Annotated in this window: 19 protein-coding genes; 4 read left to right on the top strand and 15 right to left on the bottom strand. The window is 67.7% G+C overall.

Going from position 1 to position 22,386, the window contains the following annotated elements; translation table 11 throughout:
- Genes N7I30_RS19580 through N7I30_RS19570 form a run of 3 tightly spaced genes read right to left on the bottom strand, consistent with a single transcriptional unit; the run spans nt 1 to nt 3,912 of the window.
- Nucleotides 1–1,950: an MlaD family protein gene (locus N7I30_RS19580; RefSeq protein ID WP_277021699.1), complete on the bottom strand. Its 1,950-nt coding sequence runs from the start codon at nt 1,948–1,950 to the stop codon at nt 1–3.
- Nucleotides 1,950–2,798, bottom strand: a complete 849-nt coding sequence (locus N7I30_RS19575) for an ABC transporter ATP-binding protein (RefSeq protein WP_228240895.1) — start codon at nt 2,796–2,798, stop codon at nt 1,950–1,952. The genes N7I30_RS19580 and N7I30_RS19575 overlap by 1 nt, the downstream gene beginning before the upstream one ends.
- Complete coding sequence (locus tag N7I30_RS19570) at nt 2,779–3,912, bottom strand: ABC transporter permease (protein ID WP_228240896.1); 1,134 nt, start codon at nt 3,910–3,912, stop codon at nt 2,779–2,781. The genes N7I30_RS19575 and N7I30_RS19570 overlap by 20 nt, the downstream gene beginning before the upstream one ends.
- 251 nt (nt 3,913–4,163) lie before the next feature.
- Here N7I30_RS19570 and dgcA point away from each other — a divergent pair, with 251 nt between their 5' ends.
- The gene (dgcA, locus tag N7I30_RS19565) at nt 4,164–5,144 is read left to right on the top strand and encodes an N-acetyl-D-Glu racemase DgcA (RefSeq protein ID WP_277021702.1); all 981 of its coding nucleotides are present in this window, start codon (nt 4,164–4,166) and stop codon (nt 5,142–5,144) included.
- A gap of 54 nt (nt 5,145–5,198) precedes the next feature.
- Here dgcA and N7I30_RS19560 read toward each other — a convergent pair whose 3' ends face one another.
- Nucleotides 5,199–6,227, bottom strand: a complete 1,029-nt coding sequence (locus tag N7I30_RS19560) for a glycosyltransferase family 4 protein (protein ID WP_277021705.1) — start codon at nt 6,225–6,227, stop codon at nt 5,199–5,201.
- A 1-nt stretch (nt 6,228) separates the two neighbouring features.
- Nucleotides 6,229–7,062 carry a UDP-2,3-diacylglucosamine diphosphatase gene (locus tag N7I30_RS19555; RefSeq protein WP_410170502.1) on the bottom strand — a complete coding sequence of 278 codons (834 nt, stop codon included), beginning with the start codon at nt 7,060–7,062 and terminating at the stop codon, nt 6,229–6,231.
- Between the two features lie 212 nt (nt 7,063–7,274).
- Here N7I30_RS19555 and N7I30_RS19550 point away from each other — a divergent pair, with 212 nt between their 5' ends.
- Nucleotides 7,275–9,581, top strand: coding sequence for an NADP-dependent malic enzyme (locus N7I30_RS19550; RefSeq protein ID WP_228240900.1), 2,307 nt, complete (start codon nt 7,275–7,277; stop codon nt 9,579–9,581).
- 36 nt (nt 9,582–9,617) lie between these two features.
- Here N7I30_RS19550 and gltX read toward each other — a convergent pair whose 3' ends face one another.
- The 4 genes from gltX to N7I30_RS19530 form a co-directional block, all read right to left on the bottom strand.
- Nucleotides 9,618–10,991, bottom strand: a complete 1,374-nt coding sequence (gene gltX, locus N7I30_RS19545; protein ID WP_277021708.1) for a glutamate--tRNA ligase — start codon at nt 10,989–10,991, stop codon at nt 9,618–9,620.
- 59 nt (nt 10,992–11,050) lie between these two features.
- The gene (locus N7I30_RS19540) at nt 11,051–12,331 is read right to left on the bottom strand and encodes an MFS transporter (protein ID WP_228240902.1); all 1,281 of its coding nucleotides are present in this window, start codon (nt 12,329–12,331) and stop codon (nt 11,051–11,053) included.
- Nucleotides 12,332–12,480: 149 nt separating this feature from the next.
- Nucleotides 12,481–12,777, bottom strand: coding sequence for a hypothetical protein (locus N7I30_RS19535; protein ID WP_491390327.1), 297 nt, complete (start codon nt 12,775–12,777; stop codon nt 12,481–12,483).
- A gap of 38 nt (nt 12,778–12,815) precedes the next feature.
- The gene (locus N7I30_RS19530) at nt 12,816–14,432 is read right to left on the bottom strand and encodes a nitrilase-related carbon-nitrogen hydrolase (RefSeq protein WP_498640864.1); all 1,617 of its coding nucleotides are present in this window, start codon (nt 14,430–14,432) and stop codon (nt 12,816–12,818) included.
- 277 nt (nt 14,433–14,709) lie between these two features.
- Here N7I30_RS19530 and N7I30_RS19525 point away from each other — a divergent pair, with 277 nt between their 5' ends.
- Nucleotides 14,710–15,390 carry a DedA family protein gene (locus tag N7I30_RS19525; RefSeq protein ID WP_009209888.1) on the top strand — a complete coding sequence of 227 codons (681 nt, stop codon included), beginning with the start codon at nt 14,710–14,712 and terminating at the stop codon, nt 15,388–15,390.
- Here N7I30_RS19525 and N7I30_RS19520 read toward each other — a convergent pair.
- The 4 genes from N7I30_RS19520 to N7I30_RS19505 all read right to left on the bottom strand — a co-directional run bounded on the left by N7I30_RS19520 (nt 15,344) and on the right by N7I30_RS19505 (nt 19,120).
- Entirely contained in the window at nt 15,344–15,934 is a 591-nt protein-coding gene (locus N7I30_RS19520) for a hemerythrin domain-containing protein (protein WP_228240909.1), read from the bottom strand. The two genes, N7I30_RS19525 and N7I30_RS19520, sit on opposite strands and share 47 nt — an antisense overlap.
- 37 nt (nt 15,935–15,971) lie before the next feature.
- On the bottom strand, nt 15,972–16,769 hold the full coding sequence (locus N7I30_RS19515) for a dioxygenase family protein (RefSeq protein ID WP_228240910.1): 798 nt from the start codon (nt 16,767–16,769) through the stop codon (nt 15,972–15,974).
- 171 nt (nt 16,770–16,940) lie between these two features.
- Nucleotides 16,941–18,320, bottom strand: a complete 1,380-nt coding sequence (locus N7I30_RS19510; protein ID WP_228240911.1) for a class II 3-deoxy-7-phosphoheptulonate synthase — start codon at nt 18,318–18,320, stop codon at nt 16,941–16,943.
- 155 nt (nt 18,321–18,475) lie between these two features.
- Complete coding sequence (locus tag N7I30_RS19505; RefSeq protein ID WP_277025007.1) at nt 18,476–19,120, bottom strand: gamma-glutamylcyclotransferase family protein; 645 nt, start codon at nt 19,118–19,120, stop codon at nt 18,476–18,478.
- A 134-nt stretch (nt 19,121–19,254) separates the two neighbouring features.
- Between N7I30_RS19505 and N7I30_RS19500 the strand changes: the two genes are divergently transcribed.
- Nucleotides 19,255–20,169, top strand: coding sequence for an alpha/beta hydrolase family protein (locus N7I30_RS19500; RefSeq protein WP_498640863.1), 915 nt, complete (start codon nt 19,255–19,257; stop codon nt 20,167–20,169).
- 10 nt (nt 20,170–20,179) lie between these two features.
- Here the strand turns inward: N7I30_RS19500 and gor are convergent, their stop codons facing one another.
- Together gor and N7I30_RS19490 are read right to left on the bottom strand one after the other, a co-directional pair.
- Entirely contained in the window at nt 20,180–21,580 is a 1,401-nt protein-coding gene (gor, locus tag N7I30_RS19495) for a glutathione-disulfide reductase (RefSeq protein WP_228240915.1), read from the bottom strand.
- 181 nt (nt 21,581–21,761) lie between these two features.
- Nucleotides 21,762–22,340 carry a DUF2059 domain-containing protein gene (locus N7I30_RS19490; RefSeq protein WP_228240917.1) on the bottom strand — a complete coding sequence of 193 codons (579 nt, stop codon included), beginning with the start codon at nt 22,338–22,340 and terminating at the stop codon, nt 21,762–21,764.
- Nucleotides 22,341–22,386: the final 46 nt, after the last annotated feature.

The raw sequence follows: 22,386 nt of genomic DNA, 5'->3' as shown, positions 1-22,386 counted from the left end.
CTAGCGGCGGGTGCGGCCGTCATACTGCTTCACATCCTCGCCGCCGTAGATCAGCCGGCTCGGATTTGTGGTGAAGTCCTCGACGGCACTGTCGATGCGATCGACCGTGCGATTGACGTTGCTGATCAGCCCCCGCACCTCGCGCAGGCCCTCGCCGGAGAAGCGTTGGAGATTGGCCGAGATCGGCGTCACCTGCGTCTGGATCGAATCCGCCGCCCCGCGCACCGAGCGCAGCGCCCGGGCCAGATCGACGCCCAGGCTGGTGCCGTCGCCGGCGCCCGCCAGCACCCGGTTGACCGAGTTCACGACGCTGTCGATGCGACCGGAAGCGGCCGAGAGCTGCTCGCTGGTCGTCTTGGCGTTGGTGATGATCGCGTCGATGTCTTCGCGCCGGGCACCGACATCGTTGGCGACCTTGGCGATGGAATCGGCCGCGGCGGCCACGTTGCCGGTGGCGGCGGAGACGTTCTCGACGGCCGTGTTGACCTTACCCGGATCGATCGAGGCGAGCAGCGTGTCGAACTGGGTCCGCGTCTCGGTGAAGCCGGTCAGCGTCGTGTCCAGCGTCTGCACCGTGCGGTCGACGCCGTCGATGATCGACTGGATCTGCTCGGTCTTGCCGCTGACGGCTCCCGTCACGCGCTGGACGTCGCCGATGGCCTGGTTGACCGTGGCGGAATCGACCGATCCGATCAGCGCGTTCGCCGAGGCGACCGCCTCGTTGAAGCCGGTGCTTGCCTGGGTGATGCTGTCGGTGATCGGGCCGAGGCTCGCGAGCAGCTTGTCCACGTCCTCGCTGCGCTCGACGATGGTGGTGGTGATCCGGTTGACGTTCTGCGCGGCGTTGGACGCGCCGGCGATCGCCGAATTGATCGCTTCCTTTTGGGCGCCGATGGTCTCGGCCAGCGACGAGACGTTCTCGGCCGCCGAGGAAATGCCCTCGATGGTCTTGGACACCTGCGCCGGGTCGATCGCCGCGACGACCGTGTTGGCCGATTCCAGCGTCGTGTCGAGCCGGTCGGCCACCGCCGTCGCCTTCTCGGCCAGCGGACCGAGATTGCTGACGAAGCTGTCGATGCCGGTGGTGTTGCGGCGGATCACGTCGCCGACCTCGCCGACGCTGTCGGCGGCCGTCTGCACCGAGGCGAAGATGCTGTCGAGATTGTCCGACTGGGCACGCAGCGTGTCGGAGACGGCGGCGACATTGTCGACCACCGTGCTGACCGACGTCGGGTCGACCGCGTCGAGAATGTTCTTGGCCTGCTGGATGGCGCCCGGCAGCTCTTCAGCCACCGTGTTCGCCGAACTCGACAACTGGCTGAGACTGGTGAGGAAATTGTCGATGTCGTCGGAGTTCTCGGCAAGGCTTGCCGTGAAGGTCTCGATGTTGCGCGAGGTCTGGGCGACGTTCTCGACCGTCGTTTCGACCGACGGCCCGACGGTGCCCACGAGGCTCTCGAACTGGCCGAGAATGCTGTTGGCGCGGTCGGCGATGTCGCGTGCTGTCGCTAGGATGTCGGTGACGTCGGACGGATTGGCCTTGATGACCGGGACGGTCCCCTGCTCGGCGGCTTCGCCGATGATGTCGGCCTCGTCGGCCTGGCCGCCCTTCAGCTCGACGAAGGCCGCGCCGGTCAGGCCCTGGAAGCCGATATTGGCCTGGGTCGATGCCTTGATCGGCAGATCGGGATCGACCTCGGTGGTCGCGATGACGACTTCGGGATTGTTGGAATCCAGCCGCAGCGCCTTCACCGAGCCGACCGGCAGGCCGTTGAACAGCACCTGGCTGCCCTGCTGCAGGCCGGTGACCGAACCCTCGATGCGCACCAGCAGCCGCACCCGCTCGCTGCCGCTGGTGGCGAAGATCGCCCAGTAGACGAAGCCGAAGGACAGGGCGATGACCAGCATCGTGAACAGCCCCACCCGGACGTAATTGGCTTTGGTTTCCATCAGGCGGCTCCCACGGGGGCATTGGCGGTTTGGGTCGGCTGGACGATCGTGCGGGCGCGCTTGCCACGGAAATACGAATGCACCCAGGGATGGTCGAATTCCAGCATCATCGACAGCGGCCCTTCGACCAGCACCTTGCGTTCGCCCAGAACCGCGATCCGGTCGCAGGCCTGGAACAGGCTGTCGAGGTCGTGGGTCACCATGTAGACGGTGAGGCCCAGCGTATCGCGCAGGGTCATGATCAGCTGGTCGAAATCGGCGGCGCCGATCGGATCGAGACCCGAGGTCGGCTCGTCGAGAAAGACGATGTCGGGGTCGAGCGCCAGCGCCCGGGCCAGCGCCGCACGCTTGATCATGCCGCCCGACAGCTCGGACGGGAACTTGTCGGCCGCGTCCGGCGCAAGGCCGACGAGGTCGATCTTCAGCCGTGCCAGCTCTTCCATCAGGCCGGGCGACAGGTCGAGATATTCGCGCATCGGGACCTGGATGTTCTCCAGCACCGTCAGCGACGAGAACAGCGCGCCATGCTGGAACAGGACGCCCCAGCGTCGCTCTACCGCCAGCCGCTCGGCATCGTCGGCCCGCTCGTAGTCGGTGCCGAGGATCTCGATCGTGCCGGCCTGCTTGGGGTTCAGCCCCAGGATGGTGCGCAGCAGGACCGACTTGCCGGCGCCCGACGGCCCGACGAAGCCGAGGATCTCGCCGCGCCGCACGTCGAGGTCGAGATTGTCGAGAATGGTTTTCTCGCCAAAACTCACGGTCACGCCGGTCGCGCGGATGATGACGTCGTCATCGTCCGGCGTGTCGCGGTCGTTGGGCGAAGGCCTATCAGAGTCCGATGGATGCATAGAAAATCGCGAACAGGCCATCCATCAGGATGACGAGGAAAATGGATTTGACGACGGATGCGGTGACGCGCAGGCCGAGACTTTCGGCGCTGCCGCCGACCTTCATGCCCTCGGCCGAAGCGATCAGGCCGATCATCACCGCCATGAACGGCGCCTTGATGACGCCGGAGAACACGGTGAACATGTCGACGGAGTACTGCACGCCCTGGCCGAAGCTGGCGAAGCTGATCCCCGAATACATGTTCAGCGTCAGCATCGCACCGAGCAGGCCCGCAAGATTGGCGATGAAGGCCAGGAGCGGCAGCACGATGACCAGCGCGACGAGGCGCGGAAACACCAGGACGCCGATCGGGTTCAGGCCGATGACGTGAAGCGCGTCGATCTCCTCGCGCATCTTCATCGAGCCGATCTCGGCGGTAATCGCGCTACCGGACCGGCCGGCGATCATGATCGCGGTCAGGAGCACGCCGATCTCGCGCAGGATGAGGATCGCGGCGAGATTGACGGCGTAGAGCTCGCCGCCGAAGCGGCGCAGCTGGAAGGCGCCCTGCTGGGCGATGATGGCGCCGATGAGGAAGCTCATCAGGAAGATGATCGGCACCGCGCGCAGGCCCATCTGCTCGACCTGCGCGAAGATCGCGGCGGGGCGGATCTGGGTCTTGCCGGTCAGGCGCTGCACGCCGCCGACCATCGCGCCGCCAATGATGTTGAGAGCGACGACCATCTCGTCCTTCACCGCGACCGATCCACGGCCCGTGGCCGCGACCAAGTCGACGATGCGGTTGGTCTTCCGCTTTTCCGGCTGCGGCCGTTCCCGGTCGAGCGCCTTGCGGACCACGTCGAAGAGCGGCTGGTCGCGATCGCTGACCGCCTCCAGCCGGACGTCCCGGCCGTTCGCTGCGAGGTCGCGAACGAGCTTTTCCAGGAGCAGGGCGCCGGCCGTATCGATCCGCGCGACGTCGCCGCAATCGACGACGACCTGCCGGCCGAGATCGGCCGCGCCGGCCTCGGCGACGGTGTCCTCGACCGAGCCGACGGTGCGCGCCAGCCAGTCGCCCGACGCCCGCAGCACGAGCCCGCCGTCACGCTTCTCGCCTTCGAGAGCAGGCGCCACCGTGGAACGGCGGCCTCCGGCCGGACCGGAGGATGGGGCTACGGAGCCATCAAGCATCGATATGCGACTTCACTCCCTTGGAAGAACCTGGGCGAGGACCATGTCAGCGCCACAGGCGGGCACCACGCTTGACGCGGTGCCGATTCGCGGCGACGCAGAGCCGGGACCTATCTGGCACCACCTTTAGGCGTCCAGTCACGTCTTGTCATGGAATGACCGCCGCAGCGGCGGCCGTTGAGGATGTTTTCACCATGCCGCGTCGTCTTTCAGTCACAGTCGAGCATTTCCCGCTGGCGCAGGAGTTTCGGATCGCCCGCGGCGCCAAGACCGAGGCGGTGGTCGTGACGACTCAGATCGGCGACGAATTCGGCGAGGGACGCGGCGAATGTGTGCCCTATGCGCGCTATGGCGAGAGCATCGACAGTGTCCGCGAACAGATCGAGGAGGTGCGCGCGGCGATCGAGGCCGGCGCCTCGCGCGAACGGATCGGCGAGTTGCTCCCGGCGGGCGCCGCCCGCAACGCGGTCGACTGCGCCCTGTGGGACCTGGAAGCCAAGTCGAACAACCGGCGAGCCGCGTCGATCATCTGCGGCAGCGCCCCGCGCCCGGTGGAAACGGCCTATACGATCGGGCTCGGCGATGCCGACAGCATGGGAGCCGCCGCCCGCGTCGCCAACCGCTCGCTGTTGAAGGTCAAGGTCGGCACGGACAACGATATCGGCCGCATCCGGGCCGTCCATGCCGCCTCGCGCCACTCGAAGCTGATCCTCGACGCCAATGAGGGCTGGAGCGCCGACAATATCCGCGAGCACATGCTGGCGGCGGCCGCCGCCAACGCGGTCCTCGTCGAGCAGCCGCTGCCGGCGGGCGACGACGCCATCCTCGCCGACATTCCGCATCCGGTGCCGATCTGCGCCGATGAATCGGTGCACACGGCGGACGATCTCGACAAGCTGGTCGGGCGCTACGACTTCGTGAACGTCAAGCTCGACAAGACCGGCGGCCTGACCGAGGGCCTGCGGCTGGTCGAGCGCGCCCACGAGATGGGGTTCGGCGTGATGATCGGCTGCATGGTCGGCACCTCGCTGGCGATGGCGCCGGCGGTGCTGCTTGCGCAGGTGGCCGAGTTCGTCGATCTCGACGGGCCCCTGCTCCTGGCCAAGGACCGCAGCGGCGGCCTCCTCTATACGGATGCCACCGTCTCGCCGCCGAGCCAGAAGCTCTGGGGCTAGGCGACTTCTCTCTGCCGAGATGATGCCGCGCTTTCGGCTCCTGCGCCGCAGCGTTCAGCCGGCGAGCTGAAGCTCCGGCTGCATCTGCAGGGCCTCCGTTGCCGTCAGGAAGATGTCGGCGCAGGCTTCCCAGCTATAGGCGAGCGAGCGCTCCAGCGCGTCGGCCCGCTCCAGCGCCAGCGCGGCAAGGCACGCCTCGCGCAGATCTGAGGAGATGCAGCCGGCCTTCGTATCCCCGACGACATCCAGCGGTCCGGGCTCCGGATAGGCCGCCACCGGTACGCCGCAAGCCAGTGCCTCGATCAGCACGATGCCGAAGGTGTCGGTGAGCGAGGGAAACACGAAGACGTCGGCCGCAGCGTAGTAGCGGCTGAGCGCCTCGCCGGTCTGGCTTCCGGCGAAATGCACGCCCGGATAGCGCCGGCGCAGTTCGGGCAGCATCGGCCCGTCGCCGACGACGACCTTGGAGCCCGGCAGGTCGAGATCGAGAAAGGTCTCGATGTTCTTTTCCGGCGCGACCCGCGAAACGGTCAGGAAGACCGGTCCCGGCAGGCCGAGATCGACCTTCGGCTGCGGCCGGAACAGGCTGCGATCGACGCCGCGGGTCCAGGTTACGAGATTGGCGAAGCCGAGCCCCGCCAGCGTCTGGCGCATCGATTCGGTCGGCACCAGGCAGGCCGTGGCCGGCGCATGGAAACGCCGCAGCAGCGCGTAGGTCAGGTTCTCCGGGATCGGCGCCCGCTTGCTGAGATATTCGGGAAACCGCGTGTGGAAGCTGGTGGTGAAGGGACGGCCGGCCCGCAGCGCCGCCCGGCGCGCCGCATAGCCGATCGGGCCTTCCGTGGCGATGTGGATGACGTCGGGCTGGTAGTCGCGGATGACGCGGCCGAGCGCGTCGGCCGACGCCAGCGCCAGCCGGATTTCCGGATAGGTCGGACAGGCGACGGTGCGAAAGTCGGTGGGGCCGACGATGCGCACGTCCCTGCCCCGGCCGCGAAGCTCCTGGGCAAGGCTCGACAGCGTGCGCACGACGCCGTTGACCTGCGGCTCCCAGGCGTCGGTGGCGATCAGGATGCGGGTCATGTCAGGCCGCCTCGACGCGGGCCGCGTCCGGTTCTGCCGTCTCGCGCTCGGATGGAGTCTCGGGCGCCGCGGAGCGCTCGCCGGCCAGATGCGCCCAGTGGATGAGCTCGAAGGAGCCGTCATGGCGCTCGGCCACCGCGGTGCAGCTTTCGACCCAGTCGCCGGTGTTCACATATTCGACCGCGCCGTGGCGGGTCATCTGGGCATGGTGGATATGGCCACAGATGACGCCGTCGCAGCCATGGCGCGTCGCCTCGTCGGCCAGCGCCGTCTCGAAGGCGCCGATGAAGTTGACGGCGTTCTTGACCTTCAGCTTGGCCCATTGCGAGATCGACCAATAGGGAAAGCCGAGCCGGCGGCGGACATAGTTGAAGACGACATTGATCGAGATCGCCATGTCGTAGGCCCAGTCGCCGAGATAGGCGAGCAGCCGGGCGTTGCGGACCACCACGTCGAATTCGTCGCCATGCATCACCAGGAAGCGGCGGCCGTCGGCGGTGGTGTGGATGTCGGTGCGCTTGACCTCGACACCGCCGAAATGGTGGCCGGGAAAATCGCGCAGGAACTCGTCGTGATTGCCGGGCACATAGACGATGCGGGCGCCCTTGCGCGCCTTGCGCAGCAGCTTCTGCACCACGTCGTTGTGAGCCTGCGGCCAATGCCAGGAGCGCTTCAGCCGCCAGCCATCGATGATGTCGCCGACGAGATAGATTGTCTCGGCATCGTGCAGACGCAGGAAGTCGACCAGCATCTCGGCCTGGGCCGCCTTGGAGCCCAGATGCACGTCGGACAGGAACAATGTCCGGAAATGCCGCGCCGTCGTCAGCTTGTGCATGGTCGCCATCCCGTGCCTTGCCCCGGTTAAAGCCTTTGCGTTGCTCAGGAAATGCACGATTCTGATTGCAGTCGTGTGACGCTCCGGCAGCTCGCTTCCTGCGGTGGACGAGCGGCGCGGTCCGGTTGCCTGCCGGGATCGATACGTTAGAAGAAGCGCGACACGTCGCCGCCGCCATCATCGCGCGGCGACGCCGGGATGGAGGAGCAGGAATGTCCGAACAGGAAACCGCCAAGGATCGGCCGAACATGGGCGATCTCGACGAACAGGCCCTCTTCTATCACCGTTATCCCAAGCCCGGAAAACTGGCGATCCAGGCGACCAAGACCCTGGGCAACCAGCGCGATCTGGCGCTGGCCTATTCGCCGGGCGTCGCCGCGCCGTGCCTTGCCATCGAGGCCGATCCGTCGCTGGCGGCGATCTATACCAGCCGTGCCAATCTTGTCGGCGTGGTCTCCAACGGCACCGCCGTCCTCGGTCTCGGCGACATCGGCCCCCTCGCTTCCAAGCCGGTGATGGAAGGCAAGGCGGTCCTGTTCAAGAAATTCGCCGACATCGACGTCTTCGACATCGAGATCGACGCCCACGAGATCGACCATATCTGCGACGTCGTCGCGGCCATGGAGCCGACCTTCGGCGGCATCAACCTCGAGGACATCAAGGCGCCGGAATGTTTCGAGGTCGAGTCGCGGCTGCGCGAGCGCATGGCGATCCCGGTCTTCCACGACGACCAGCACGGCACCGCGATCATCGTGGCGGCAGCGATCCGCAACGGCCTGATGCTGGCGGGCAAGTCGCTGGAGAACGCCAAGATCGTCACCTCCGGCGCGGGCGCGGCGGCGATCGCCTGCCTCAATCTCCTGGTCGAGCTCGGCGCCAAGCGTGAGAACATCACCTGCACCGACATCGAGGGCGTGGTCTATGAGGGCCGCGAGAAGCGGATGGACCGCTGGATGGCGGTCTATGCGAAGAAGACCGACAAGCGGACCCTCGCCGAGGTCATCGACGGGGCAGACGTCTTCCTCGGCCTGTCGGCCGGCGGTGTCCTGAAGCCCGAGCTCCTGGAGAAGATGGCCGCCAAGCCGATGATCATGGCGCTGGCCAATCCGAAGCCGGAGATCATGCCGGACCTCGCCAAGCAGGTGCGACCGGACGCGATGATCTGCACCGGGCGCTCGGACTTCCCGAACCAGGTCAACAACGTCCTGTGCTTCCCCTACATCTTCCGCGGCGCGCTGGACTGCGGCGCCACCGGCATCACCGAGGGCATGAAGACCGCCGCGGTCGACGCGATCGCGGCGCTGGCCCGCGAGGAGGTCTCCGAGGTCGCGGCCAAGGCCTATGGCTCGGACACGCCGGTCTTCGGCCCGGACTATCTGATCCCCGCCCCCTTCGATCCGCGGCTGATCCTGAAGATCGCCCCGGCCGTCGCCAGGGCCGCCGAGGCCGACGGCGTCGCCACGCGGCCGATCGAGGACATGCCGGCCTATCTCGACCGGCTGAACCGCTTCGTCTTCCGCTCCGGGCTGATCATGAAGCCGATCTTCCGCATCGCGACGGATTCCGGCAAGCGGGTGATCTTCTCCGACGGCGAGGACGAGCGGGTGCTCCGCGCCGCCCAGGTACTCCTGGAAGAGAAGATCTGCGCGCCGATCCTCATCGGCCGTCCCGGCGTCATCGCCGCCCGGCTCGAGCGCTACGGCCTGCGCATCCGGCCGAACGAGGATTTCGAGGTCATCAACCCCGAGGACGATCCGCGCTACCGCGACTATGTCGACCATTATTTCTCGAAGGTCGGCCGCAAGGGCGTCAATCCGGACACCGCCCGCACGATCGTGCGCACCAACACCACGGTGATCGGCGCTGTCGCTGTCTCGCGCGGCGAGGCCGACGCGCTGGTCTGCGGGCTGGAGGGGCGCTTTCCGCACCATGTCCGCGACATCAGCCAAGTCGTCGGCGTGCGTGACGAGGCGCACAAATTCGCCGCCATGAGCCTCCTGATCTCGCAGGAGGACACCAAGTTCTTCCTCGACACCTATGTCCAGCGCGATCCGTCGGCGGAAGATCTGGTGGAGATGACGCTTCTGGCGGCGGCCGAGATGCGCCGCTTCGGCATCGAGCCGAAGGTCGCCCTCGTCTCGCACTCCAATTTCGGCTCCGACGACACCAGCGCCACCCGCAAGATGCGCGACGCCGTGAAGATGCTGAAGGCGCGGGCGCCGGAGCTGGAAGTCGACGGCGAGATGCATGGCGATTCGGCGCTGAACACGACGATGCGCGAGCGCACCATGCCGCAGTCGACGCTGAAGGGCGAAGCCAATCTCCTGGTCTTCCCGAATATCGATGCCGCCAACATCACGTTGAACGTGGTCAAGGAGATGACCGGTGCCCTGCATGTCGGACCGATCCTGCTCGGCGTCTCGTCGCCGGCCCATGTGATGACGCCGTCGGTGACCTCGCGCGGCGTGGTCAACATGGCCGCCATCGCGACCGCCCAGGCGGTGCAGCTCAGCGACTGATCAGATGCGCCCGGCGAATCCTTGCCGGGCGCTCACCTAACCGAGGCGGGCGAGCGTGCGCTGCCGGCCGATGAGCGGCAGCAGGGCGGCGAGTTCTGGCCCGTGGTCGCGGCCGGTCAGCGCCAGGCGCAGCGGCATGAACAGCGCCTTGCCCTTGCGCCCGGTCGCCTGCTTCAGGGCGCCGGTCCATTCGCGCCAGGTCTCGGGGCCGAACGCGCCCTCTGGCAGGCTGTCGCGCGCCGCGGTCACGAAATGCCGGTCTTCCTCCGAAAGCTCCGGCGTCCGGTCGAGATCGCCGAAGGCCACCTCGACCCATTCCGCCGCATCGGCGACGCGCGCGCAGTTGGCCCGCACCGTCAGCCAGAACGCCTCGCCGTCTTCCGACGGTACGCCCATGGCCGCGAGCCGGTCCGCGACATCGGCGTAGGGCATGGCATGGACGAGGTCGGCGTTGAGCCGGTCGAGCTCGGACGGATCGAACTTCGACGCCGATTGCGAGCTGCCCTCGAACTGCATCCGCTCGGCCAGCGCCGGCAGATCCGGCAGGGCGTCGATGGCGCCCGGCAGTCCCACCAGCACCGCGAGGGACGCCACCGCCATGGGTTCGAGACCGGCTTCGCGCAGCGAGACCAGCGACAACGCGCCCGAGCGCTTGGACAGCCCCTCGCCCGAGACCGTGGTCAACAGATTGTGGTGGCCGAAGACCGGCGGCGTCAGGCCCAGCGCCCGGAAGATGGCGATCTGGACGCCGGTATTGGTGACGTGGTCGTCGCCACGGATGACATGGGTCACGCCGACATCGCCGTCATCAACGATGGACGGCAGGGTGTAGAGATAGCTGCCGTCGCCACGTATCAGCACCGGGTCCGACAGCGAAGCGAGATCGACGGTCTGGGGACCGCGGACCAGATCGTCCCAGTGGATCTCGGTGCGCTGGGGCTGCAAGGGATCGTCGGCGAAGTTCGGCAGCAGGAACCGCCAGTGTGGCCTGCGCCCCTCGGCTTCCAGTGCCAGCCGCTCGTCGTCGCTCAGGCGCAATGCCTCGCGGCCATAGACCGGCGGCAGATTGCGCGCGGCCAGCCGCTTGCGCTTGCGGTCGAGTTCGTCCGGCGTCTCGTAGCAGGCATAGAGCAGGCCCGCCGCCTTCAGCCGCTCGGCGGCGGCATCGTAGAGCGCCAGGCGCTCGGACTGGCGGATGACGCGATCGGGCGCGAGGCCGATCCAGGCGAGATCGACGGCGATCTGGTCGGCGAATTCGGTGCGCGAGCGCTCCTTGTCGGTGTCGTCGAAGCGCAGCACGAAGCGGCCGCCCTGCCGCTGCGCGAACAGCCAGTTGAACAGCGCGGTGCGCAGATTGCCGATATGCAGATGCCCGGTGGGCGACGGCGCGAAGCGGACGGTGACGGTCATGGCCTCGACCTAGCGAACGCCGCGCCGGGTGGCAATCGGCACAGGTGGCGACGGGCCGATCAGGTCTCGTGCGGCTGCGGGTCGATGCGGTCGACGGTGCGGCTTGCCCCCGGTACGGGCGCGGTGCCCAGATTCGCTTTCGGCGCCAGCCGCCCGGCAAGCAGCGCCATGGCAATGGTCATCACAAGGCAATAGACGCCCATCGCATCGATCTGCAGCGGGTACGGCACGCCCAGATCGATGAGGATGCCGGTGACGCCCGGCCCGAGGGCCGAGGCCAGCACCATCAGAGCCACGGTCAGCGAGCGGATCGCACCCAGATGCTTGACGCCGTAGAGCTCGGGCCAGAGGGCGCCGAGCAGCGTCGAGGAGAAGCCGTTCGACACGCCAAGGCAGATCATGAAGACGAAGATCGCCGCCTCGGCGGTGAAATTGGCCGCGATGAAACAGGCGATCGCTAGCGGGATCAGGAAATAGGGCAGCAGCCGGAGCGCGCTGTAGCGATCGACCATCCAGCCGCAGACCAATGCGAAGACGACGGTGACCGCCGACATCACCGCGAAGCCGGCGGCGAAGACCTCCAGCGACCAGCCGCGCAGTTCGGTCAGATAGACCTGATGGAAGAACAGGGTCGTGCCGATGAAGGGCGGCGCCAGAACGCTCATCGAGACGAGGTAGAAACGCGGGCTGCGCAGGACCTCGGCCATGGTCCAGTCGGCAACGTTCGGGATCGGCGTTCCGGGCGGCTCGGACTGGGGATCGCGCTCGCGATGGACCAGCGCGACGATGGTCGGGAGCGCGACGAGGATGAGGATCGCGGCGCTCGCGACCCAGGTGCCGCGCCAGCCGAAGGTACCGGCGGCGAGCACGAAGATCAGCGGAAAGAAGCCGGTGCCGGCATGATTGCCGAGGGTGACCAGCGCCATGGCCCGGCCGCGATTGGCGGCGAACCAGCGCCCGGTCGTGGTCATGGAGATCTCGGTCATCATGCCCTGGCCGAACAGGCGTAAGAGGTAGATGGCGAGGATCAGGAGCGGCACCGAGTTCGACACTGCCATGGCCAGCGTCGCGATGGCGAGGCAGACGACGGTGACCGCCGCAACCCGCCAGGCCGGATAGCGGTCGAGGGTCCAGCCGAGAAACGGCAGCGTCGCGGCGCTGGCGAGGGTCGCCAGCATGTAGATCATGCCGAACTCGCCATTCGTCAGATCGTAGTCGCGGCGGATGTCACCGTTCGACAGCGAGACGAAGAAGGTCTGTCCGAAGGACGAGAAGAAGCACAGGAGGAAGCCGCCGCCGAGCCAGCGCGCATTCGTGCCGATGAAGGTCAGAAACTGCATGGAACTCCGGGCCGTAGGCGGCATCGCCGGGCAGGCCCGAAGGCGGCGCGGCGGAAAAGACCGCCTCCCTTAGCATTTGCGAGGCCGCGCGCGCCAGAGCGCCCCCGCCGCGACATCGCAGAGCGTCAGCCGGCCATGTCCCCCGAGGGTCAGACCGCGACGCGAATGGGCATGCCCGTCGCCAGCAACCAGCCGAAGAGCAGCAGGCCGGCGATCAGGAAGACGCCACCGAACCCGAGCTGGCGCGCGGCATAGCGGCGTTCGGGCTCGAGCTCGGCACCGAAGGCCCCGGCCCGCAGCACCTGGAAATAGTCGCCGAACTGGAAGCTCGCGCGGTGCCCCGTCGCCTTCCAGATGCGGCGCATGACGAGGAAATACCGCAGCATGAACAGCGCCCCGACGGCAACGCCGACGGTGGCGAGCGTATCGGGTGGTGGTATCTCCATCGGGTCTTCTCCTTGCGTGTCGGCCGGCGAAGCGGCCGTCAGATGCGGCGGGTGCGCGGTCGGGCGGCTCTCGTATCCAGCCTGAGGCCGGGCGTGGCCGGCGGTTGGCGCAGCGCAGTCCGGATCAGCTTCTGGACGATCGCTTGTACCATTGCCCGGTCGAACCCCGCCGCCACGACTGCATCGACATCCCCGCCGCAGGCGGCAAGCCGCTCCACGACCGTCTCGGCGTCTTGCGCGCCTGCGTCGTCTGTCGGCGTCCCCGGCGGCGCAGCAACCGGCCATTCGGGAATCGGCATCCGGTCCGCGCCAAGACAGTCGGCAGGACGATCGCCGCGGCGCCACTGTGCAAGGTCGGCGAGATCGCTGCGCGAGAGATCGGCGATCGGGTTCAATCCGGCGGCCAGAACGCCATCGGCCTCGCCGTTGCCGAGGCGCAAAGCCGTCCGGCTTGCCGCCCCGAGCACAGCCGCGCCGGTGCGCTCGGCCAGGGCGACAAGCAAGGCCCCACGCATCTGCGCGCGCGCTGCTCTCGACGCGGCGACGCCCGACAATTCGTCGCCCGCCGCCATCGCCGTGAAAACAGGCCCCATTGGCACGGCATGGCACGCAATCCCGAGCGCGGCGGCGCCGGTCCTCACCGCGTCCGTATCGGCAGCGTCACTGTCCGCGTCCGGCGTCAGCAGGCCCTGCACGCGCGACGGTCCCAGCGCGTCCACGGCCATGGCGGCGACGATCGCCGTCTCGGCGTCGCCGTGCAGTGCGAGCGCGACCGTCTCCGCGCCCTGCGCTTCGGCATGGGCGCGAATGGCGCAGACGCAGGCGCGCCAGATAGCTTCCTCCGGCCCCGGCAGATCGACCACCTCCCGGGTCTCGCAGCGCCAGCCCGCCTCGGTCCGCTGCCAGTCGGACAGGAAGAGCCCGGCCTCGAATTGCGGGCATTGCAACGCCAGCGTCCGGTCGGCCTGGAAGACGAAGCCGCCGCCGTCCATCACGCCATCGCCCTGCCCGCCGACGCCATTGATGAACACCAGCGGCAGATCGGTCTCGATCACCTGCCGCAGCACCGCCTGGTGGCGCCGGTCGATCCCGTCGCGGCGGAACGGCCTGGCGCTAGGCGCCAGCAGCATCTCGGCGCCGGATTCGGCCAGGGTCTCGCAGACGTCGAGATCGCCCCAGACATCGTCGCCGATGGGAGTGCCGAGGCGCAGGCCGCGAAACGCCACCGGGCCCGGCATGGGTCCGGCCCGGTAGGCGGGCGGCGCCTCGAAGCTGCGGGCGTGCGGCACGTCGACCCGGTCGCGCCAGGTCAGGATGCGCCCGGCATCAAGGACAGCGACCGAATCGTACACGCCGTCATCGCTGCGGCGCGGGCAGCCGATCACGAGGCCCGGCCCGCCATCTCCGGTGTCGGCCGCCAATTGGTCGACCGCGTCCATGCAGGCCGACACGAAGGCGGCGCCGAGCAGAATGTCGGGGTGCGGAGAGCCGGCCAGGAAGCCTGCGGGAAAGACGACGAGCTGGGCCCCGGCGCGGGCCGCCTCGCCGCGCGCCGCCCGGGCCTTCGCGAGATTGCCCGCGATGTCACCGGGGATCGGCGCGATCTGGGCCATGGCGAGCCGCAGCCGTCCGTTGAGATTGTCGTCGTGCGGCATCGTCAGCCTGTTCCGGTTGTCGCCGCGCCGCGCCTTGCGGGATGGCGTTGCCGCCCCTTAGCAAGCCGGCAATCTGCATGCGAGCCCACTGGACGCGCAGGCGCTTCGGCCGGTTCCTGAGGCACCGCGGACCGCACCGCTGCGACACCGTGCATAACGAGAACGCACGAAGCCACTTTTTTGCGCCTCAAAACTCTGCAACAAGCGCCGCCAGACTGGAACGCGACGGGACGGTCGGCGGCTGCACGCCGTTTTCGCCGCGATGTTCGGAGCCCACGTGTACGAAATCCTGCGCCTCATTTCCGAATTCGGACCGATCATCGTCCTTGCCGGGACGTTCTTCGAAGGCGAGGTTTTTGCGATCATCGGCGGGTTTCTGGCCTATCGCGGCACCTATCCGTTCCAGATGATGATCGCGCTGGCCTTCGTCGGCTCCTTCATCGGCGATTTCGCCGTGTTCCTCTTCGCCCGCTATTCGTCGAATCACCGCTGGGTGGCGCGCTGGCGCAGCCGCAAGAAATTCGCCAAGGCGCTGCAGCTCGTCGAGCGCTACCAGGCGTTCTTCGTCATCGTGAACCGCTATATCTACGGCCTGCGCATGCCGGGGCTGATCGCACTCGGCCTGTCGCGCATCTCGATCGCCCGCTTCGCCATCCTCAATCTGATCGGCGCGGCGCTCTGGGCCGGCATCTTCACCAGCGTCGGCTATGTCTTCGGCTATTCCATCGGCTCCGTCTTCGCGCGGCTGGAAGTCATGGAGCGCGGTCTCGGCATCACGCTGGCGGTGATCGCCGTCGCACTGACCCTGTGGTTTGCCTGGCGGCAATGGGGACCAGCCCTCATCAGCCGGGTGCGCAACGGCCGCGGCCCGGATGACGACCAGCGCCGGCTGCCCTCCAAGCTCGCCCGGATCAAATCCCGATCGCAGCCTCTCCGCGGTCCAGGATCAGAGGAATGATCAGGTCCTCCTCGTCGGCGAGATGCCGCACGAGACGATCGAGCAGCCGTCCGCTCGCTTCGGCATAGGCGTCGCCGGCATAGCGCGCTGCATCCGGCGGCACCGCCCCACCGCCCGTCTCCTCGGCCAGGAACCGGTTCGCGGTTTCGGCCACCGCCATCAGGTCCGCATGGATCACCTCGTGGTCGTTCTCCAGGAGCTCGAAGCCCGGCGCGAGGCGGGTTTCGGCGCGCACGAAGACCGGAAAGTAATGGTGGTCCTCGATCTGGTGATGCTCTTCGAGCTGGGTCAGGAAGAACTGCAGCCGCGGCGCGAACCAGCGGCGGAACGGGTCGAGCGCCACTTTGCCCTCGCGGTGCTGCGACAGCGCCTCCTGCATGGCCGCGCCGAGTTCGCGGAACATGTCGTGGCGCTGCAGCCAGAACCGGGCCGTCGCGCCGAGATTGGCATGATCGGTCCATGTCTCCCGCGGGTATTTCCGCAGGAGTTCGGTCAGATCGACCGGAAGGCCGGTGCGGGTGTCGAGGTCGAAACTCTGCTTCATCGCTGCTGAACCTGCGTGCTCATTCCCATGTCCGTCGTCAGCGGAACGCGAAGGCGTCCATGGACAGGACGCCGAAATCCCGGCTGGCATGCAGCCATTCGCCCGTCGCGCCTAGCCCCGCCGCCCCGAGTGCGACATGCAGCGGCATGAGATGCTCGTCGGTCGGATGGTTCTTCTCGGCGAAGGGCGCCTGTCGGCGATAGTCCGCCAGGGCCGCCCGGTCGCCGGCAACGAGCCGGTCGCCCATCCAGTCGACGAATTGCGTCACCCAGTCGGGCGTCGCGTCGATCCTGATGCCCTGCCTGATCCGGTCGAACGCTTCCGGCAGATTGTGGGTGAAGGACCCCGAGCCGATCACCAGCACGCCCTCGTCTCGCAGATCCGAGAGCGCCGCGCCGAGGTCCAGATGATAGGCGGCATCGCGCGTCGGATCGACCGACACCTGCACGACAGGAATGTCGGCGCCCGGATAGGCCAGCAGGAGCGGCACCCAGGTGCCGTGGTCGAAGCCACGCCCGGCGACGGTTTCCGCGACGAACCCCGCCTCCGCAAGAAGGGAGACGATCCGCTGCGCCAGTTCGGGATCGCCCGGCGCCGGGTAGCGCATCTGGAACAGCCGCGGATCGAAATTGCCGAAATCGTGGATCGTCTCGGGCGCCGCATCGCTCGTGACGCCGACGCGGCCGGCACGCTCGAAATGGGCGCTGGCGACGACGATCGCGCGCGGCACCGGCAGGTCGGCGGCAAGCCTCCGCAGGAAGGCGGCGGCCTGCGTGTCGGCGACGGCGGTATCGGGGGCGCCGTGGGAGAGGAAGAGCGTCGGCATCGCGGACATGGCGGGAACTCCGTTCGTGCCCCAGCCTACCCCGTCATGGCCGCGGCGGCAGGCCCGCATATCCCGACAGACCGTCCACCCCTCAAACGAAAACCGGGCGCATCGCTGCGCCCGGTTCCCATCATATCCTGTGCGCCGGCCGTTGCCGGACGGCGCGAAGCGGCATGAGCCTCAGCCGGCCGCGACCTTGCGGGCCGCGTCCTCGGCATGGTCCTTCTTGACCAGCTCGGCGACGAGGAAGGCCAGTTCCAGCGCCTGGTTGGCGTTGAGGCGCGGATCGCAATGGGTGTGGTAGCGATCCGACAGATCCTCGGCCAGCACCGGCCGCGCACCGCCGGTGCACTCGGTCACGTCCTTGCCGGTCATCTCGATATGGATGCCGCCGGCATGGGTGCCTTCCGCCCGGTGGACGTCGAAGAAGGTCTGCACCTCCGACAGGATCCGGTCGAAGGGCCGGGTCTTGTAGTCGTTGAGCGTGATCGTGTTGCCATGCATCGGATCGCAGGACCACACGACCTTGCGCCCTTCCCGCTCGACCGCGCGGACGAGCTTGGGCAGATGCGCCTCGACCTTCTCGTGGCCGAAGCGCGTGATCAGCGTCAGCCGGCCGGCCTTGTTGTCCGGGTTCAGCCTGTCGATTAGGCGCAGCAGCGCATCCGGCTCCATGGACGGGCCGCATTTGAGGCCGATCGGGTTCTTGATGCCGCGGCAGAACTCGACATGTGCATGGTCTTCCTGGCGGGTGCGATCGCCGATCCAGATCATGTGGCCCGAGGTCGCGTACCAGTCGCCGGAGGTCGAATCGACCCGGGTCATGGCCTCTTCATAGCCAAGCAGCAGCGCTTCATGGCTGGTGAAGAAATCCGTTTCGCGCAGCGAGGGATGGCTCTCCGCGTCGATGCCGATCGCCCGCATGAAGTTCATCGTCTCGGAGATGCGGTCGGCCAGCGCCCGGTAGCGCTCCGCCTCGGGGCTGCCGCCGACGAAGCCGAGCATCCACTGATGGACGTTGTCGAGATTGGCGTAGCCACCCTGAGCGAAAGCACGCAGCAGGTTCAGCGTCGCCGCCGACTGCCGGTAGGCCATCTCCTGGCGCTCCGGGTTCGGAATCCGCGAGGCCTCGTCGAACTCGATGCCGTTGATGATGTCGCCGCGATAGGACGGCAGCGTCTTGCCGTCGCGGGTCTCGTTGTTGGACGAGCGCGGCTTGGCGAACTGGCCGGCGATGCGGCCGACCTTCACCACCGGCTGGGAAGCCGCAAAGGTCAGGACGACGGCCATCTGCAGGAAGGCGCGGAAGAAGTCGCGGATGTTGTCCGCGCCATGCTCGGCGAAGCTCTCGGCGCAATCGCCGCCCTGCAAGAGGAATCCGCGGCCTTCTGCGACTTCGGCCAGCGAACGGGTCAGCTTGCGCGCCTCACCCGCAAAAACGAGAGGCGGATAGGTCGCCAGACGCTTCTCGGTGTCGGCGAGCGCCGCCGGATCCGGATAGTCCGGTACCTGCTCGATCGGCATGTTGCGCCAGCTCGACGGGGTCCAGTCCTTCGCCATCACATCACTCCTGACCGGTGCGCGCCGGCCGTTCTTCTCGTTCTTCGCTTTGCGAAATTGCGGCCGTGGACGTCACGATCTGACCATCCGCTCCGGCCGGGGCCGCGTTTAAGCATGTCCGGCCGAAATTGTCATCCTTCTCGGGTTCCGCCGCGTCAGACGGCCGGATCCGGATCGATCAGCCGGGCCCCGCGTGCCGCGACAAGCCGGTCGAAGAGCTCGGGTTCCCCGGGCTCCAGCGTCACTGGACGCGGGTAGCGCGGGGCCGCTCTGTCACGCAGCACCCGGGTCTCGAAGCCTTCGGTCTCGTCGACGAAACGGCGCAGGCCGTCGTCGCCGTAAAGGGTCCGGAACCCCTGCATCACCGCGTCGAGATAGCTCTGCAGGATCGCGGCCTGCAGATCGCCGGCATCGGCCGCGCCGCGATGCGCCTCGTAGATATAGATCGGAATGTCGGCGACAGGCGGTCCGTCCACCGTGAGCTTGGAGAGATCGACGATCCGGCGGGCATAGCCGGCCTCGCGCTCGTCTACCGACGGCAGATGGTCGGCGAGATCGTAGACGACGACGCCGTCGATGGCATGGGTGTCGTTCGGCTTGACCGACAAGAGCGCCATCTCTGCGGCAGCGTCGCGCGGCAGCCAGAAGCGCTGCCAGCCGGCTACGCTGGCCCGGCGAATGCCGAGGAACTTCGTGCGCAGCGTCCGCCGGTTGACCAGCGAGCCATAGCCGAAATAGGCGACGACCCGCCCCTCGGCGGCCAGCCGCGGCAGGTCCGGGTGATCGTCGTGAATATCCATGGCGCGGCTCTAACGGAATGGGCGCGCAGATCAAGAGCGGCGGCCCCCTCGTCGCAGCAGCGTGACCGACGGCGCGGTGTGCCCCATCGCGATTTAAACGTTGACGTAAACGGAAGACTGGACACATTGGCGGCATGGATATCGCCGCGACTGCTTCCGCCTCCGCCCGCTCCGTTGGCGGGCGCGACCTCACCCTGACGACGGCCGATGGCGTGACGCTGCCGGCGACGCTGTTTCGCGCCGAGCCGGCGGGCGGCGGGCCGGCCGTGCTGATCTCGGCGGCTGCGGCCGTCGAGCGCCGCTTCTATCGCGGCTTCGCCCAGCATCTGGTCGACCAGGGCGCCCGCGCCGTTCTCGCCTATGATTATCGCGGCATCGGCGCTTCCGCCCGCGATCGGGGCGCCGGCGCATACCGGATGCAGCATTGGGGCACGCAGGACTTTCCGGCCGCCCTCGCCGCGCTGGAAGCGGCTGCCGGTTCCGGGCCGGTCGTCGGCATCGGCCATTCCTTCGGCGGGCTCGCCATCGGCCTCAGCGGGCTGTCGGCGCGGTTCGACCGCTACGTGATGGTCGCCTCTCTCAACGGCTGGTACGGGCGCACCCGCGAGCCCTTGTCGGTGTTCGCCCGGATGAACCTTCTCGGCGTGCCGATGTCGCGGCTGACCGGTCGCATTCCCGGTTCGATCGGCTTCGGCACGGCGCTGGCCGGCCCGGTCTTTCGCGACTGGGCGCGCTGGTGCCGCCGGCGCGATTTCTTCTTCGGCGATCCGGCCGTCCCGGAAGCCAAACGCTTCGCCGATGTCCGGCTGCCATTGCTGTCAGTGGGGATCGAGGACGATCCATGGGGCACGCCGGCCGCCGTCGGGGCGCTGCTGCAGCGCTTCGAGAATGCCGAGCTGTCGGAGATCTGGCTGTCGCCGCGGGACGCCGGTGGCCCGATCGGCCACAACGGCTTCTTCCGGCGCGACATGCAGACGAGCCTCTGGCCGGTCGTAACCGACTACCTGCTGACCGGCGTGGAGCCGGTCCGGCCCCCCTCGCCGGCCTGAGGATCCCGCCTCAGGCGGTGATCTTCTCGCCGCCGCGGACCCGGTAGCTCGGCTCGTACATGGTCACCAGTTCCTCGGCGGCCGTCGGATGCACCGCCATCGTCGCGTCGAACTGGTCCTTGGTGACGCCCGCCTTCAGCGCGATGCCGAGCGCCTGGCTGAGTTCGCCGGCATCCGCCCCGAGGACGTGGGCACCGACGACCTTGCGGGACGCCGCGTCGACGATCAGCTTCATCATCATCTTGCCGCTGCGGCCCGACAGCGTGTTCTTCATCGGCCGGAACGAGGTTCGATAGATCTCGATCTCGTCATAGGTCTTGCAGGCCTCGGCCTCGGTGATCCCGACCGTGCCGATTTCGGGCTGCGAGAACACCGCCGTCGGGATCGTCGCATAGTCCGGCTTCGTCGGATTGTTGCGGAACGCCGTCTCGACGAAGCACATGGCCTCGTGGATCGCCACCGGAGTCAGCTGCACCCGGTGAGTGACGTCGCCCAGGGCCCAGATGTTCTCGACACTGGTGCGCGAATAATCGTCGACGACGATGCCGCCGCGGGAATCGAGATCGATGCCGGCCGCCTCGCAGCCGAGATTCTCGGTGTTCGCCTTGCGCCCGATGGCCAGCATCACCTGGTCGACCACCCGCACTTCGCCGCTGTCGCAGCGCGCCTCCATGCGGCCGTCGTCGAGCTGCTTCACCTCCACGAGGGTATCCTGGCAGATGACGTTGAGCCCCTTGTCGACCATCGCCTGGTGCAGCTCGTGGCGCAGGTCGTCGTCGAAGCCGTTGAGGATTTCCTTGCCGCGATAGACCAGCGTCGTCTCGACATCGAGCCCGTGGAAGATATTGGCGAATTCGACCGCGATGTAGCCGCCGCCCAGGATCAGGATCGACTTCGGCAGCTCCGTCAGGTGGAAGGCTTCCTCGGAGGTGATGCAGTGTTCTGCGCCGGGCAGGCCCGGATGCGGGTTCGGCCGGCCGCCCACGGCAATGAGGATCTGGTCGGCGGTGACGACGCGATCGTCGGCCAGAAGCCGGATCTCGTGCTGGCCCTCGAGCACGGCGCGGCTGTTGAAGATCTCCGCCCCGGTCCTGGCGACATTGGCCGCATAGAGGTTTTCCAGCCGCTCGATCTCGCGATCCTTGTTGGCCATCAGGGTCGGCCAATCGAAGGAGCGTTCGCCGAAGGACCAGCCATAGCCGGCCGCATCCTCATGCGCCTCGGAGAATTGCGACGCATAGACGAAGAGCTTCTTGGGCACGCAGCCGCGGATCACGCAGGTGCCGCCGAAGCGGTATTCCTCGGCGATGGCGACCCGCTTGCCGAGCATGGCCGCGCGCCGCGCGGCGCGCACGCCGCCGGAGCCGCCGCCGATGACGAAGAGGTCGTAGTCGTAGCTGTTGCCGCTCACGCTGGCGCTCCCGCTGCTGTCGCCGCCGTCATCCGGACCGCCGTCGAAACGGTCGCGCTTGCGGCGCATCGTCGTCTGTCGCCAAAGCGTGCGGCGAGCGCCGCAGGATCGACGGACGTCATATCGGCACGATGACGGACGGCCGCTCCGGCCGAACCCGCCCTTCAGTGCCGCCGCATCTTTACTGCGCGGCGTCGGCCGGCGTCATCGGCTCGATCGGCGCCTGGGCCTCGCCGTTCAACGGCGCGTCGCCGGCGGTGCCGTAGAGCTCGTTCATGCCCTGGAAGGCGCTTTCGCGCAGATCGCGGACGATCCCGTTGCTCCAGACCTGCGCCGCCGCCATCATCTCGCGGGTAGCCGTCGGGCCCTGCGCCAGAAGCTTCTTGCCGGGCTCGGACTGGTAGAAATCGGCGATGGCGCGCAGCTCTTCCTCGGTGAACAGCTTGGCGTAGACGCGGGCGACCTCGTTCTCCAGCGCCGCCCGGCGCGACGCCAGCGCCAGCGCCCGGTCGTCGACCATGGCGGAGATCTTCTCTTCCATGTCGGGATTGTTCGGGATCAGTTCCGACTTGGTCTGCGTTGCCGCATTCATCAGGATATTGTCGAACTGGTCCGTCGCGTCGATGGCCTCGATCGTGTCGCGGGCCGCGGCGAGATGGGATTCGGTGTATTCCTGGGCGATGGCGTTGGCCGGCAGCACCAGAAGCAGCGCTGCGGCGGCTGCGATGCGGCCCTGGCGTGTCACTCGACTAAACATCATGAACGTCTGTCTCCGTTCGGTTCGCTCCGACGCTGGTCGGATGCGT

The sequence above is a fragment of the Aurantimonas litoralis genome, assembly GCF_026153195.1.
GTDB classification, from domain to species: Bacteria; Pseudomonadota; Alphaproteobacteria; order Rhizobiales; family Rhizobiaceae; genus Aurantimonas; species Aurantimonas coralicida.
Note: the sequence above shows the minus strand (reverse complement) of the source record. Positions and strands in the feature narration are given on the sequence as shown.